We start from the raw sequence: 15,705 nt of genomic DNA on the forward strand, positions 1-15,705 counted from the left end.
TTTTAAAAATCCGATTGATTTGTATAACGATTAATTTTGAAATCAATCCGCTCTAACGAATTTGTCATTAACGAAATTTTTTCTAATACTGCCTGCTTATGAAATGAGTTCGATTTTATTCTAAATCTCTACTAATCGCTCTTCCTGCTTGTCTACCTGAAAATAAACAACCGCCTAAAAAGGTTCCTTCCATCGCACGATAACCATGTACACCACCGCCGCCGAATCCAGCAACTTCACCTGCTGCATATAGTCCAGGAATTGCATCACCTGAAGAATTTAATACATTCCCATCTAAATTTGTTTGAAGTCCACCAAGTGTTTTACGACTTACAATATTTAAACGAACAGCTATTAACGGACCGTTTTTTTGGTCTAAAATTTTATGAGGAGATGCAACACGAATTAATTTATCACCAATATAATTTCGCGCTCCTCTTAAGGCAGTTATTTGTAAGTCTTTCGTAAATTTATTATCCATTTCACGATCACGTGCAATTAGTTGCCGGTTGATTTCATCATAGTTTAGTAAGTTTTCCCCGGTTATCTTATTCATGCCTTCAACAAGCTCTTCTAACGTGTCTGCAACAACAAAGTCCTCTCCTTTCTCCATAAAAGCTTTTACCGGTACTGGTATCCCTGAAGTTGCTCTTTTCATCACTTGTTTTATGCTTTTTCCGGTTAAATCAGGATTTTGTTCTGAACCTGAAAGGGCAAACTCTTTCTGAATAATTTTTTTCGTTAAAATAAACCAGGAGTAATCATAACCAGTTTCTTGAATGGCTTGTAATGTACCTAAAGTATCAAAACCAGGAAAATTTGGTGCAGGAAATCGTTTTCCTCGGGCATCCAACCAAATTGAAGATGGTCCAGGAAGAATACGGATACCATGATTGCTCCATACCGGATTCCAATTTTTTATGCCTTCAGTGTAGTGCCACATTCGATCTCGATTAACAATTCGACCACCAGCATTTTCAGTAATGGCAAGCATTCGACCATCAACATGTGCTGGTACACCAGATATCATCCTTTTCGGCGGGGTACCTAATCGACTTGGCCAATTTTGGCGTATTAAATCAAAGTTCGCTCCAATACCGCCACTTGATACTAAAACGGCCTTTGCCCCATATTGAAAGTCACCAATTACTTCACGAGAGCTATCTTCTCCTCGCTCTGATTTACTTGGTTCTAATAAAGAACCACTTACTCCTACTACGGTTCCATCTTGTGTTAGTAGTTGATCTACACGATGTCGGGATCTGAATTCTACTAAACCTTTTTTCATATGCTCGCGAACTCTTCGTTCAAAAGGAGCAACAATTCCAGGACCTGTCCCCCATACTATGTGAAATCGGGGCACTGAATTTCCATGACCTTCTGCAAGATATCCTCCACGTTCAGCCCAACCGACGATTGGAAAAAATCTCACCCCCATGTCATAAAGCCATTGCCTCTTCTCACCTGATGCAAACTCGACATATGCCTCTGCCCATTTCTTTCCCCAATAATCCTCATCATCTTCTCGATCAAATCCTGCAGTTCCAAGCCAATCCTGCCAAGCTAATTCCCTTGAATCCTTAATTCCTAACCTACGTTGCTCAGGAGAATCTACTAAAAATAACCCACCAAATGACCACCAAGCTTGGCCACCTATTGACGCTTTTGGTTCCTGGTCTAATAACAATACACTTTTTCCAGCATCAGCCATCTCAGCAGTTGCAACTAAACCAGCCAAACCTGCACCAACAACAATCACATCGAACTTCTCCATCCAACTTCTCCCTCCTTTTAAGCCTTCTAATCTATCAAATTATAAATTTATCTACAAAAACAGTTTTCTAAATTTTCAGTTATCAATTAAATAATACAGCAAATAGCATGATAATAAAAGGAAAGAAGGTCCATCAATCCTGAACCTTCCTCCTAATTCAATGCTTTTGTTAACCAATCCTAATGTACATTTTTCTTTTTAAATCTTCCACCGCGTACTTCTGCAATATCTGAAATTGCTAAAAAGGCAGTAGGGTCAATGTCATCGACAATTGTTTTTAATTCCGCTTCTTCTAATCGAGTGATAACACAATAGATAACCTTTGTAGTTTCACCTGAGTATGCTCCTGTACCATTTATATATGTAACACCACGGCCCATTCTAAAAAGAATCGCTTCTCCAATATCATCACTTTTGTCACTAATGATCCATGCTGATTTTGATTGTTCTAATCCTTCAACTACGATATCAATTGTTTTAAATGCAACTAAATAGGCAATAATTGAGTACATTGCTCGATCCCAAGAAAAAATGAATCCAGCAGCTCCTAAAATAAATAAGTTGAAAACCATAATGATTTCACCAACGGAAAAAGGAATCTTACTATTAATAATGATCGCTAGAATCTCAATTCCGTCTAGTGCTCCACCAAATCGAATGGCTAATCCTACTCCGACACCAACGACCATTCCTCCAAAAATTGTTGCAAGTAGAATATCTTCCGTAAAAGCAGAGATATGGTGAAACCTGCTTGTTAAATAGGAAAGAACAGTTATACCAAGAATGGTTGATATTGCAAATGTTTTCCCAATTTGCTTATAACCCAAATAAAAAAAAGGTAGGTTTAATACAAATAGAAAGATCCCAAGTGGAAGACCTGTAAGATGGGAAAACATAATTGAAATACCTGTTATTCCACCATCGATAACATCATTTGGAACTAAAAAAATTTCAAGACCAGTCGCTACAAGTAAAGCACCAACTAGCATTGCAATTGCTCTTTGCACAATCTTCATTTTGTGAGATTTACCGTTTGTTGCATGTATTGCTCCTGCCATCTCAAATACCGCCCTAACTGTTTTGTAAAATTTTTCTACATTTAATATTTGCTCTTATGCTCAATTTATACTAATTAAGTTCATTCACTGGACATTCACAATTTGTTCAAATATAATTAGCTAGACAACTATTTTAATTAGCTAGCTAACTAATTTTTCAAGGAGACTTTTTTATGCGCAAAAAGCAGCCTTTCTTTTTTTTATTAAATCAAACTACACGTCAGTTTTCGAAATCATTTAATGAGCATCTCGTTCCTACTGGATTGTATTTGGCACAATGGTCCGTTATTCACTATATCCATTTACATGGACCATGTACTCAACGAACAATTTGTTCGAATTTGAATATTGAGCCACCTACACTGACACGAACACTTCGCAGAATGGAAACGTTAGACTTAATTGTTCGCAAAGAAGGAACAGATAAAAGAGAAAAAATGATTCATCTAACTGATAAATCTATTAATCATTTTGATAGTTGGAAAGAGCAAATCATTTCATTTGAGAATGATGTTATTAAAGATATACCCGATGAAGAGCTTGATATTGCACTTCAAGTTTTTCAAAAAATGATGAACAATATGAAAGCGTCGGAGGTTACTAAACAGGGGGAATAAGTTTGAAAAACGAGCGTTTATGGACAAAGGATTTTCTAAGTGTAAGCTTAAGTGGATTTTTTGTGTTTTTAGTATTTTATACGTTGATGGCGACATTGCCGATTTTTGTGATTGATAATTTAGGCCAAGAAGATAGTAAAGTTGGTCTTGTAGTAACATGCTTTCTTATCGCCTCAGTTGCAATTCGTCCATTTGCAGGTATCTGGCTTGATACAATTGGTCGCAGAAAAATACTTATCATTTCATTAGTTTTCTTTACTTTAACAACATTTTTATATCCTTTTATAAATAATTTTGCATTATTACTATTATTGCGTTTTGCACAAGGGATTGCTTTTGGTCTAGGAACAACCGCAACAGGTACAATTGTAGCTGAAATAGTTCCTGTAACCCGTAGGGGCGAAGGTATGAGTTATTATAGCTCATCCATGATCCTTGCAATGGTATTTGGTCCTTATCTTGGTATTAATTTAATGAATCATTTCACCTTCCATATTTTGTTTTTTGTTTGTGGATTCTTCGCAATTATTTCACTTATTTTCGGTCTATTCATTGCGATTCCTAAACAAACATTGAAAGTAAAAACTCGAATTAAACCATCACAATTAATTGAGCGTTCAGCATTACCAATCTCAATTACTTCAGCAATTATCTCTTTTGGTTACAGTGGTATCATTTCATTTATCACATTATACGCAAAGAATTTAGGTTTTGTAGATATTGCTAGTTTCTTTTTTATTGTTTATGCAGTTTTCATTTTAGGATCAAGACCTTTCACTGGTAAACTATTTGATCGTAAAGGAGCAAACATAATTGTTTATCCTGGGATCATCTTATTTACGATTGGTCTAGTTGTCTTGAGTTTTTCAACTGTACCAACAATCTTTTTATTTTCCGCTGCATTAATCGGTCTAGGCTATGGTTCAATCGTACCTAGTTTCCAAACATTAGCGATTAACACTGCTGCCCCTGCAAAAAAGGGAATGGCAACAGCAACATTTTTTATGTTTTTTGACACCGGTATGGGAATTGGCTCTTACGTACTTGGAATTGTATCTGCGAAAGCATCATTCCATATTATGTACGTAATAACGGCGATTGCTGTATTGTCAACGTCTGTTATTTATTATTTATTGCATGATCGTAAGCAAAGAAAAGCTATAGCTATTGATAATACAGCTGCATAAACGTGTGAAACCCACCAAATTTTTTTGGTGGGTTTCTACATTTACATCGTTATTCCTTTATCGATAACAATAACTTTTACTTTTACTTTTATATTTGATTTTTGATATGTATCTAGCCAATGTTTCTCATTTTTTTCCCAATCAGAATATTGAAATGAATGAGCAAGGATGCCAAATCCAACTGGATCAACTTTATCTTTTTGAAGAGATTGAACTAAATTATTTAATTCTTTTTGTAATTTTTTTTGTATTGCATTTTTTAATACTTTTTCTGTTGCATTCGTTAATCCTATTGGGGATTCTGTAATCATAATCGGCATTGTTAAATTTACATTAAAGCTATAGTGGCCATTTGAATATTTTTTATCGATTTTCCGCTTTACATCTTTAATATAAAAACTAGTTTCTTCATCAGTAAATATATCATCTTTATCTTTTTTAAATTTTTTAAGATCTAATGCAACAACTAATTGCCCTTCCAGATGATCTTTTAAAACTTTTAATAGTTGTGTTTCTTGTATTGTTAAGGTTCGATTATACAAGTTATTTTTTGTTAATAATGTCGTTCCCTTGACCACTAAATGATCACCTTGTACGGTTAGTTCAGGTGCAAAAGGAGTTATTCCCTTTTCATAATACATCTGATGCATTTTTCGTATAGATGTTCGAAAGGCAACATTTCGAAAATCAGCAGTTTTTACTAATTGAGGAATATAAATCGGTAATTCCGGTTTATCCTTTGGCTTTAAATTATAAACATCTGAAAGTGGACCATCTACAAAAATAAGATCTGCATTTAATCTAAATTTTGGATCTCGAAAAAACATATCTAATATCGAAAACCAATTTTTATGTTCAAGTACTTTTGACCCTATTAAGATTGCTTGAATTTTACCTCCACCAGTAACTCCACTAGCACGGGTATCAAAATAATTTCTAGATTCTTTAATCGATAAAGTTTGAACATTAAAATGTTCAGTTTTCGCTTTTGTTTCTCCACTAAAGACTGGGCTTGCCATAAATACTTCTACTTTATTTTCATCGTTTACATCGATTCCTAAAATCATCGATAATGTGACATCTTCTATATTAACTTTTCCTCTGCAACCTGAAACGCCGATTACTAAAAAAATACTAAGCAAACATACTTGAAAATATTTCAATTGATTTTCACCTTACTTAACCTATTTTTTATGAAACCGCCGACCAATAACAATATAGGGATACCGATCGTGATGTATAATCCAGAAATCATTAAAACATGTAAATGATTAGTTGTATTTGTAAATGTCGGAACCTGAATAAATGTAAGGATGATAATGATGATAAAAAGAATAATAATGACAATAGGTAATAGTCTAAATTTAAATAACTCTGATAACCCATTCATTCCAGCCCAAATAAACGTAACCCATGATTTCGAGATTATCATTAAAAATAATGAGAATAAAATGAAATCTAACCTTTCAACATATTGGAATTCTATTACACTCAATATATCGATTACGGGCTCAAATGTCATTTTGATTTCATAAGGACTATAAATAACAAAGCAAATAATTGTTACAAAAACGTACGTAAAAGTTGTTAAAGCATTTCCAATAATCACGCCTTTTATCGCCTTTTCCTTCGACTTTAAATATGGATAATAAACTAGAATTAATTCAATGCCTAGAAATGAAGTCGTCGTTAATGGAATTGTCTTAAAAATCGGCATCCAGCCATTTTTAATAATTGGGAAAATAAAATTTAGATCAGCATCTTTAAGTGTGAATAGCAGCATGAATAAGGTAAAAAAAGCAATTGGAAAAATAGCTTCTATATATTTTGCAATTAAATGAACTCCTCCACTTATTAGCTGATAAGTTGGAAAAAGAAATAACACTAATAAAATATAAGTTTTTGTTTCTTGAAGTATATAGGATTGAATATATAGAATCGCTCTAACTAAAGCGAGATATCCTCCATATAGGAAATAAATTGCTTGTAACAAAACTACGATTGATCCAATCATTTTTCCTAGATAAAAAGTAAAAAAACCTATGTAGTTTAAATTAGGAGCCTTCTCTCTTAATTTAACAAATAAAATGCTAATACAAGTAGAAATAATCCCCCCAAAAAGAATTGCAATCCAACTACTTGTACCTCCTTTTAAAGCTAGTTCTCTGGGAAGTGACAACATTCCAATCCCTACTTGAATACCAAAAATCATTAAAATAAATTGAAATTGTGTAATTTTTGACTTCGTAATTATCATGAAAGAATCCCTTCTAACATTCATTATTCATTACGTTTATTTTGTTTTTTCCAAAGATACTTTAAAGGTACTCTTATGATTGTATCTTTAAATGCATCACGATTAATTGGAGAAAATGGCAACGTATAAGGTTTGTTATAGCTTGATAAGCTCAAACCATGAATCATGAGAATCATTGTACTCACAATCAAACCGATTAAACCAAATAAAGAAGCCATAATCATGATTGGAAATCGAATGACTCGTAAACTAGATGCCATTTCATAGTTTGGAATAATAAATGATGAAATAGCAGTTAAAGCTACAACGATTACCATAATATTACTAACAATCCCTGCTTGTACCGCTGCTTGCCCAATTACAATCCCGCCTACAATGCCAACTGTTGTACTAATAGGTGATGGTAGCCTAATTGCTGCTTCTCTTAACATTTCTAAAGTTATCTCCATAACTATGGCTTCAAATAAAGGATCAAATGGAACCTTTGCCCTAGATTCCCCAATTGATAGAAGTAATTTTAAAGGAACAATCTCATAATTAAATGAAATAATTGCAATATAGATTCCCGGCAAAAAAATTGTTAAAAAAAATGCAACTACTCTAAGGATACGATTAAATGAAGCCACCATCGATCTTGTTGAATAATCATCAATCGTTTTAAAAAATATTGCAAAATTAATCGGTAAAATAATAACTTCAGAGGATCGGTCTACGATTAAAACTACTTTTCCTTCAAGTAATGTCGTAGCTGCAACATCCGGTCTTTCAGTTGTAAAATATTGAGGAAAAGGCGAAAATGGGTTCCTTTCAATTAATTGCGCAAGATGGTTTGCATTTATAACAGAATCAAGTTTTATCTGAGAAATACTTTGTTCTACACCAGATAGTAAATCTTCATCAACCAATCCATCGATATACGCAATTGATACCATACTTTTATTCTCATTCCCAATTTCAACTTGCTTTATTTGAAAATCACGACTTTTAATAAATCTGCGAAGTAAAGCAATATTAGCTAGATCAGTTTCAACAAAGGATATTTTTGACCCTCTTAAAGAATTATCAATACTTGGAGGCGTATAATCTCTTTGTGGCAATTTTCCAGTACAATAAACAAATGCGATTGGATCGCCTTCAACTAATAGAATACTTTTACCATCCAATATCGCTGTTTCAATTTCTAAGATTTGATTAGCACGAACAGTATTATTCGTTATGAATAATTCTATATCTTCTGTATTCGAACTTATTGTGTTAATAAATTGAGATATTAATTGTTCATCGACTATACTAGACAAATAGCAAAGCACTGCCTTTTTATCTCGAATTATCAAGTCTTTTTTTACTAAATCAGAGGTAGGAAAGATTCTTTGAATAATGTTAAGGTTTTCTATTAAATTTCCTTCAGTATGAAGAACGGAAGAACGTAAATTAAATTTTCTTAAACGCTTCTTTTGTTCATTAGAATAATCCACTTAATCTTCCAGCCTTTCATAAATTTCCAGCTTACTATCAGCTAATCAGTTTTATCAAAAATCACTTATTTTATACTTGAAAGGCTAGTTGGTAGATAGTTGGATTTCATTGAGAACTTTCGATACAATGAACTATAAATAGTTGTGATGGAGGACCAAATATGGCTATCTTAGCTAACGCAAAATTTAATGAATATAAAACGTTAATATCTTCTTTATCTCCTTCACTTGAAACTAGTGCATTAAAAAGTGATAAATTTCTAGTAGATAAAGATGAAAAGAAAAATTTAGAAATATATTATGCTCCCTTTGAGTACATTAATGAGCGAGCTAAAGTCATCATAGTTGGGATTACCCCCGGCTTACATCAAATGAAACAATCTTATTCGACTGTGATCAGACTTAAGGATAAGGAAATGGAAGACGAAGAAATTTTACATGAAGTTAAAAAGAATTCTAGCTTTGAAGGACCGATGCGAAAAAATTTAATTGCTATGTTAGATGAATTAGAATTACATCATTATCTTGGATTAAATTCAACTAGCGAACTTTTTAGTACAGCAAGTCATTTAGTCCAAACTACATCTGTGATTAAATACTCTGTGTTCTATAAAGGAAAAAACTATAATGGTTCAACTCCGAATATTTTAAGAACTGATTTACTTAAAAAGTATATTGTTAATACTTTTGCAGAAGAAATCATAAGACTAGAACGTCCCCTCATAATCCCATTAGGAGTTAATGTTTCAAAAGTTTTAACCTATTTAACAAGAAATGATTATTTAAATTCGGACTCCATTTTATACGGATTTCCCCATACATCTGGCGGGAATGGACATCGACATAAACAATTTGCGGAAAATAAAGAAGAGATGAAAAGAAAAATTAAATACTACTTTGAGTGATGATTAAAGGAGAGCCAAAATGATTTTACATATTATTGGAAACAAAGACTGGCAAAATGCAAAGAATTCAGGTGCATATTCACCTGATAGTTTAAACAATGAGGGTTTTATCCATTGTTCAACCCTCCAGCAAACTGTTGAAATCGCAAACTTATTCTTTAAAGGTGCAACTGATTTAAATTTACTTTGTATTAATGAAGAAAAAACAAAATCAAAAATCGTCTATGAAGATACTGAAAACTTCGGGCAATTATTTCCTCATATTTATGGACCATTAAATTTAGATGCTGTCTTTAAAGTTGTTGATCTTCACGCTGATGAAAATGGACAATTTATATTACCTAAAGAATTAATAGAGCAAGAATAACAAAAAACTCAGTTTCACATAGGTGAACTGAGTTTTTTTAGCTTCACTCATCATCACGTAACAAATCACTTAAAAACTTTTCCCTGTTTTGTAAAAAATATTTAGTAATTTGATAGTGATCTGTATTTTCATAATCAATTCTAGAAATTTCTCCATGATCAAAGCTTAAAATATCTGCATTTGGATAACCAAGTAGAATTGGAGAATGTGTAGCAATAATGAACTGTGAATTTTCGTTTTCGACTAAATCATGAATTATTTTTAAAAATGATAATTGCCTAGCTGGAGACAACGCTGCCTCAGGCTCATCTAACAAATAGATTGCCGTTTCATTAAATCGATTTAAAAACAAAGATAAAAATGATTCTCCATGTGATTGATGATGGAGAGACTGTCCCCCGTAACTGTCATATTTTTCATTTTCTGGAGCCTTTAATTCATCTAAGTAAGTAGCAAAATTATAAAATGATTCCGCTCGTAAGAAAAATCCATTCGAAATTTTCGGTAACCAAGAAAGTCTTATGTAATTTCCAAGCTGTGACTCCGATGCAAAAACTTCATAATTATTATTACGTCCCCCACCTGCTGTATTAAAATCACATTTATCAGCAATAGCTTCCAATAATGTAGACTTTCCAGAACCATTTTCACCTACAAAAAAGGTTACATTACTTCTTAAGTTCAATTCATCAAAAGATTTAATGGAAGGAATTGAAAACGGATATTGGCTAAAGGAATGAATATCATCGCGCAAAAGTGTAATTTTTTTTAAAAACATTTTCATCACCTATGAAGATTATATAGTAATTATGACCTTATCTAAAAATTTATTTGTGAGGAAGTACAACAAATTATTGTCTTGAACAGTAACTGAGATATTTCGGGTGCGTTTTTTTATTGTAGTTGGTATAATCCATCGAAAATTAACGGATTTTACGAATTTTTTATTCGATTTAGTAAGAATAAGAGAATCTTTACATTGAAAGTGTCTTCAATCGTCCAACTTCCAGGTCATAATACCCTAACCAGTATAGGTAATAATTAAATTTATTTGCGATTCTCTGAAATTTAATTGCAGTTTTGCTATTTTTAATTGCGTTTTTCTAAATTTAATTGCAGTTTTGCTATTTTTAATTGCGATTCTCAGATTTTATTTGCAGTACGCTGTTTATTTGTACAAAACGCCTTTTTATTTGCGGGTACTCTAAGAATTATTTGCAGTTCAAGCTTTTTGTCATCACTCTTTTTTTATTTGAGATCACCTAATATAATTTACAATTTGTCATAACTCTTTTTTTATAGCTTTCCAAACCTTTTATACCATTAAAATAAAAAAAAGAGGGTTCTCCTAACTAGTTAGACTGTTAGGATTCCCTCGTTTTTTATGAAATCAAAATACGGCACTAAGAGCATCCTTATAAATCACAATCGCTCTTACTACGTGAAAAATAGCTACTAGAATAATCGTTACTTCATAAGCAGATACATTAACTATATCGAATTTTTTGCGGAGTACAAATTTCCGAAAAAGTGCTGGGAATCCTTCATTCAGTTTTAAACAAATAATATAGAATACTAGAATGACAAAGTATAGGAAGAATCCCATGTCAGCATACTTCCAGTCGACTAGATGAGCAAATAAACTGCATAACCAAATTATTAATCCATTAACAATACAAGCTAGAATCCAATTGGAGAAAGAGGATGTCGTATAGATCGTTTTCATCAAAGATCACTTCTCCTTTAAATCATCTGTAGTCAATTTTTACGCGTGTAGTCGTTCTTTTATGCGTGTATTAAAGACTTTAAATTATGTTTTTTATATAAAGTTTTGTTGAAGTTATTCCGCATAATTGTTCTGACTTTTAATTCATTACTCATGTTAAAATGAGATTATACTTACAAGAAAAGGGATGAACTACTATTAATCTACAAGAAAAAGTAAAAAATCTGCCTTTATCCCCTGGCGTTTATTTAATGAAAGATTCAAAAGGTCAAATCCTTTATGTCGGAAAAGCAAAAAGCTTAAAAAAACGAGTTCAATCTTACTTTCAAAATTCAAAGGGACATTCACCAAAAGTGAAAAAACTGGTAACCCATTTAAAGGATTTTGACTATTTATTGACTGATACTGAATTCGATGCTTTCATGCTTGAGTGTCATTTAATTAAAGAAATTAAACCAATGTATAATCGCATGATGAAAAGTCCGCAATCTTTTATTTACTTAGTCATCAACTTAAATAAAAAAGTTCCTTCATTTGAAATTAGCTACGAGCCTATTGAAAGTGAAAATGTATTAATATTTGGTCCTTTTACAAGTAGAAGTACAGTTGAAAGAGCAGTTACCGGCATTAAGGAATGCTTTAAAATTAATTGTGGCCATCTGGCGGTTAAGAATAGCGCTTGTTTAAATTATTCATTAGGGACATGTAATGGAGTTTGTCTAGGTGGACCAGCGCTTGAAAAGTACAATATGATAATTGATAAAGTTATTCGATTTCTTAATCGTACTGACATGAGTCTGCTTGAAGAAATGGAAAAGCTTATGTTATCAGCATCTGAACAATTTGATTTTGAGGCTGCGGCAAAATACAGAGATTGGATTGAAATGGTTAAGTCTTTAACTAATAAAGAAAAACTAATCGAATTTACTGAACAAAATCATAATATTATTACAATTGAACAATTAGAAAACAACAAATTTAAGTACTTTCTGATCTATCGGACACAAATATTGCATTGTGAATTGGTAGAAATTGAATACGATTCATTTGATCAAGTGATTGAAGAAATATTTTCAAATTCAATTAATTACTTCAAAAATAATAATGATCAATCTTCTAAAGATGTAAGCCGCGATGAAATCGACGAAGCTCAAATTATTTACAGCTATTTAAATAGTAAGAATTGCAAACATCTAATTGTTCCAAAAAGATGGCTTAGTCCTACAAGTACTAAATTAACAAAAGAACTTCGAAAAATAGTTAATTTCTTTGTATAAAAGCTCTATTAAAATAAAATGTTAATATTTTGTATGTAAAAAATGGCTGTCAATATTGACAGCCATTTTACGTTCTTATTAAACTAGCACATGCATTAATTACTTATAATCAATTCTTCATGTTTTGATTCAACTTTCTCTTTCTTTCCAACTTTAAAAATGAAGAATGAAGAAATTACTAAAACTGTAATTAAAGATGTTAAATAGAATTGTGAGCGAAGACCACTCATAAAGAACATCGAGAAATAAATTACAACCATTGCGATGATGGAAATGTAAGTTATATATGGGAAACCCCACATTTTTAATCGTAACACTTTACCTTTTTTCTCAGCTTCTCTTCTCTTTATTAAATGCGAGACTGCAATAACAATATACACTAGAAGAGCAATTGAACCTGATGCATTCAGTAGAAATGAAAAAAGTTTATCTGGTGAAATAAAGTTAAAAATTGCAGCTAGGAAGGCGAAAGCTGAACTTGCCCAGACCGCCCAATATGGTGATCCACCTTTGTTTACTTTTGTAAAAATTCTCGGAGCATTTCCTTGCTTCGCTAATGAATATAGCATGCGAGAATTCGTGTAAAGTGCTGAATTCAAACAAGAAAGTACTGAAAAAAGTACAACAATCTTCATGATTGTTGCAGCCCCAGGAATCCCTAAATTTGTAAGCAACGTTACATATGGGCTACTTAACGATTTCGCGTCATTCCAAGGCATTAATAAAACTAAAATAGCAACTGACCCAATGTAGAACAATGCTACACGCCAAACAACAGAATTAATAGCAGTAACAACAGACTTTTGAGGATCTTTTGATTCACCAGCAGCAATCGCAGCAATTTCAGATCCAAAAAATGCAAACATAACCGTCATAAACCCACCTAATATTGCACTCACACCTTTAGGGAAAAATCCGCCATGCTGTGTCAAATTTGATAATCCCGGAGATTGAATTGTAGGAATAAATTTAAATAAAATCGCTAGACCTAATAACATAAATGCTGAAATCGCCACTACCTTTGTAATGGCAAACCAATATTCAAACTCTCCAAATGTTTTCACTGATAAAATATTGGTGAGTGTAAGAGCAAATGTAAGAATTAAAGCCCATCCCCATAATGGAATACTCGGGAACCATGAATTCATAATATTTGCACCTGCAATCGCCTCGATTGCGATTGTAATCAACCAGAAAAACCAATACAACCATCCAATCGTGTAACCTGCCCAAGGGCCAATCGACTCTTTTGCATAAGTTGAAAACGATCCACTATCTGGGTTCTCTGCAGCCATTTCTCCTAACATTCTCATAAGAAGTGCAACTAATACTCCCGCTATTACATAAGCAACAATTGCTGATGGACCTGCACTATGAATAACATTCCCGCTACCTACGAATAAACCAGCCCCAATGATTCCCCCAATTGAAATCATCTGAATATGGCGGTTCTTTAAATTTTGTTGTAAACCTTTGTTTTGATTCTCCATATTCACCCTATCCTTTTTTTGTTAATATAAAACTATTTATAAAAACCTTTTTTTAAAAGACTCGAGCATGTCCTATTAAACTCCACATTCGGAAGTTACTCTTAAAAAGTTTGAACATATGAAAACAATTGAACGTTTTAGTTTCAACAAAATTTTAACAATAAACGAATACGTTTTCTAAAACGTTTTCTAAAATGGCAAGACCTTCGCTAAGCTCCTCTTCTGTTATCACTAATGGGCTTAAAAAACGAATGATATTTCCATCTAAACCTGCAGTAAGTAATAGAAGCCCAGCTTCGTTTGCTGCTTTTGCAATTTTTGTAGTAAGTTCTTTATTCGGTGTTTTTGATTTTTGATCTGTTACAATCTCTACTGCACACATTGCTCCAAGACCGCGGAATTCTCCAATGAAGTTGTACTTTTCTTGCCATTTTCTCACTTGGCTCTCAAGCACTTCTCCAATCCATTTTGCTTTTTCACATAATTGTTCTTCTTCAATAACTTCTAATACTGCTAATGCTGCTTCACAAGCAAGTGGATTTCCACAGTATGTTCCACCTAATTCACCAGGATCTGCCATATCCATTATTTCTGCCTTACCGATAACAGCACTTAGTGGCATACCACCTGCGATAGATTTAGAAGCAGTCATAAGATCAGCTGCAATATCAAAATGCTCCATCGCAAACAATTTTCCTGTTCTTGCGAAACCTGTTTGAATTTCATCAGCAACCATCAAAATACCATGTTTTGAACAAAATTCACGCACATGTTTTACAAATGATTTTGGTGGTATAACAAATCCACCTTCTCCTTGAATCGGCTCCATAACAATACACGCCACAGTCTCTGGTGCAACTGTTGCCACAAAAAATTGATCAAACTGTGCAATCACATCTGCTTCGTATTGTTCATCAGTCATGCCATCTGGCTTACGATACATATATGGATATGGTGCTTGATATACTTCTGGTGCAAATGGACCAAAACCAAGTTTATATGGTTTTACTTTACTCGTCATTGTCATCGTCATTAATGTACGGCCGTGGAATCCGCGAGTAAATGTGACAACTGCTTGGCGTTTTGTATATTTTCTTGCGATTTTCACAGCGTTCTCAACTGCTTCAGCACCACTGTTTAGTAAAATTGCTTTTTTTGCAAAATTTCCTGGTGATACTTCACACAATTTTTCACAAATTTCTATGTATGACGGGTACATAATGACGTTGAAACCAGGATGAATGACCTTTTCTGCTTGTTCTTGTATAGCTGCAACTACTTTTGGATGTGAATGCCCCACGTTAATTGTTCCGATCGCCGCACCGAAGTCAATAAACTTCTTTCCTTCCAAATCGTATAGTGTCGCTCCTTTGCCTTTTACAGCGATTGCTCGATTTCCATTACTAACTCCTTTTACTACATATTTATCGCGTTTTTCTTGCCATTCTTTTGAGGTTAGTTGCTTACCCATCTTTTGATTCCTCCATTTTTATAATAATTTCTCTTTGATAGTTGCTTTTTCAAATACTGTATCTTTTTTAAATAGGGGTTAAGCATGACATTATTTATAAT

The 15,705-nt window shown here is 33.0% G+C and carries 14 protein-coding genes; 5 read left to right on the forward strand and 9 right to left on the reverse strand.

Annotated features, from left to right (window positions below):
* Window positions 1-115: 115 nt before the first annotated feature.
* Both V5E38_RS14965 and V5E38_RS14970 read right to left on the reverse strand, forming a co-directional pair.
* Complete coding sequence (locus V5E38_RS14965; protein WP_499210612.1) at window positions 116-1,774, reverse strand: FAD-binding dehydrogenase; 1,659 nt, start codon at window positions 1,772-1,774, stop codon at window positions 116-118.
* Between the two features lie 179 nt (window positions 1,775-1,953).
* Window positions 1,954-2,832: a YitT family protein gene (locus tag V5E38_RS14970; RefSeq protein ID WP_097978113.1), complete on the reverse strand. Its 879-nt coding sequence runs from the start codon at window positions 2,830-2,832 to the stop codon at window positions 1,954-1,956.
* Between the two features lie 173 nt (window positions 2,833-3,005).
* On the opposite strand from V5E38_RS14970, the gene V5E38_RS14975 reads away from it, so the two are divergent.
* Window positions 3,006-3,449, forward strand: a complete 444-nt coding sequence (locus V5E38_RS14975; protein WP_499210613.1) for a MarR family winged helix-turn-helix transcriptional regulator — start codon at window positions 3,006-3,008, stop codon at window positions 3,447-3,449.
* A 2-nt stretch (window positions 3,450-3,451) separates the two neighbouring features.
* Complete coding sequence (locus V5E38_RS14980) at window positions 3,452-4,636, forward strand: MFS transporter (RefSeq protein WP_499210614.1); 1,185 nt, start codon at window positions 3,452-3,454, stop codon at window positions 4,634-4,636.
* A gap of 41 nt (window positions 4,637-4,677) precedes the next feature.
* Here the strand turns inward: V5E38_RS14980 and V5E38_RS14985 are convergent, their stop codons facing one another.
* Genes V5E38_RS14985 through V5E38_RS14995 form a run of 3 tightly spaced genes read right to left on the reverse strand, consistent with a single transcriptional unit; the run spans window position 4,678 to window position 8,368 of the window.
* The gene (locus V5E38_RS14985; protein WP_499210615.1) at window positions 4,678-5,799 is read right to left on the reverse strand and encodes a Ger(x)C family spore germination protein; all 1,122 of its coding nucleotides are present in this window, start codon (window positions 5,797-5,799) and stop codon (window positions 4,678-4,680) included.
* Window positions 5,796-6,893 carry a GerAB/ArcD/ProY family transporter gene (locus V5E38_RS14990; RefSeq protein ID WP_499210616.1) on the reverse strand — a complete coding sequence of 366 codons (1,098 nt, stop codon included), beginning with the start codon at window positions 6,891-6,893 and terminating at the stop codon, window positions 5,796-5,798. Before V5E38_RS14990 ends, V5E38_RS14985 begins: the two co-directional genes overlap by 4 nt.
* 23 nt (window positions 6,894-6,916) lie before the next feature.
* The gene (locus V5E38_RS14995; protein WP_499210617.1) at window positions 6,917-8,368 is read right to left on the reverse strand and encodes a spore germination protein; all 1,452 of its coding nucleotides are present in this window, start codon (window positions 8,366-8,368) and stop codon (window positions 6,917-6,919) included.
* Window positions 8,369-8,529: 161 nt separating this feature from the next.
* Here V5E38_RS14995 and V5E38_RS15000 point away from each other — a divergent pair, with 161 nt between their 5' ends.
* Window positions 8,530-9,273 (forward strand): hypothetical protein, encoded by a 744-nt coding sequence (locus V5E38_RS15000; RefSeq protein WP_499210618.1) that lies wholly within the window; start codon window positions 8,530-8,532, stop codon window positions 9,271-9,273.
* Window positions 9,274-9,292: 19 nt separating this feature from the next.
* Window positions 9,293-9,640 carry a DUF952 domain-containing protein gene (locus V5E38_RS15005; RefSeq protein ID WP_098565854.1) on the forward strand — a complete coding sequence of 116 codons (348 nt, stop codon included), beginning with the start codon at window positions 9,293-9,295 and terminating at the stop codon, window positions 9,638-9,640.
* Between the two features lie 43 nt (window positions 9,641-9,683).
* Here the strand turns inward: V5E38_RS15005 and V5E38_RS15010 are convergent, their stop codons facing one another.
* Window positions 9,684-10,418, reverse strand: a complete 735-nt coding sequence (locus V5E38_RS15010; protein WP_499210619.1) for an AAA family ATPase — start codon at window positions 10,416-10,418, stop codon at window positions 9,684-9,686.
* A gap of 612 nt (window positions 10,419-11,030) precedes the next feature.
* Window positions 11,031-11,369: a hypothetical protein gene (locus tag V5E38_RS15015; protein ID WP_097978122.1), complete on the reverse strand. Its 339-nt coding sequence runs from the start codon at window positions 11,367-11,369 to the stop codon at window positions 11,031-11,033.
* A gap of 221 nt (window positions 11,370-11,590) precedes the next feature.
* Here V5E38_RS15015 and V5E38_RS15020 point away from each other — a divergent pair, with 221 nt between their 5' ends.
* A complete protein-coding gene (locus V5E38_RS15020) occupies window positions 11,591-12,643 on the forward strand; it encodes an excinuclease ABC subunit UvrC (protein WP_499213586.1) in 1,053 nt (350 codons plus the stop codon).
* A 95-nt stretch (window positions 12,644-12,738) separates the two neighbouring features.
* Here V5E38_RS15020 and V5E38_RS15025 read toward each other — a convergent pair whose 3' ends face one another.
* Window positions 12,739-14,133 carry an amino acid permease gene (locus tag V5E38_RS15025; RefSeq protein WP_499210620.1) on the reverse strand — a complete coding sequence of 465 codons (1,395 nt, stop codon included), beginning with the start codon at window positions 14,131-14,133 and terminating at the stop codon, window positions 12,739-12,741.
* Window positions 14,134-14,287: 154 nt separating this feature from the next.
* The gene (gene gabT, locus V5E38_RS15030; protein ID WP_499210621.1) at window positions 14,288-15,604 is read right to left on the reverse strand and encodes a PLP-dependent aminotransferase family protein; all 1,317 of its coding nucleotides are present in this window, start codon (window positions 15,602-15,604) and stop codon (window positions 14,288-14,290) included.
* Window positions 15,605-15,705: the final 101 nt, after the last annotated feature.

Origin of the sequence: Rossellomorea sp. GAMAL-10_SWC, from assembly GCF_049568075.1 — a bacterium.
Lineage (GTDB): Bacteria > Bacillota > Bacilli > Bacillales > Bacillaceae_G > Gottfriedia.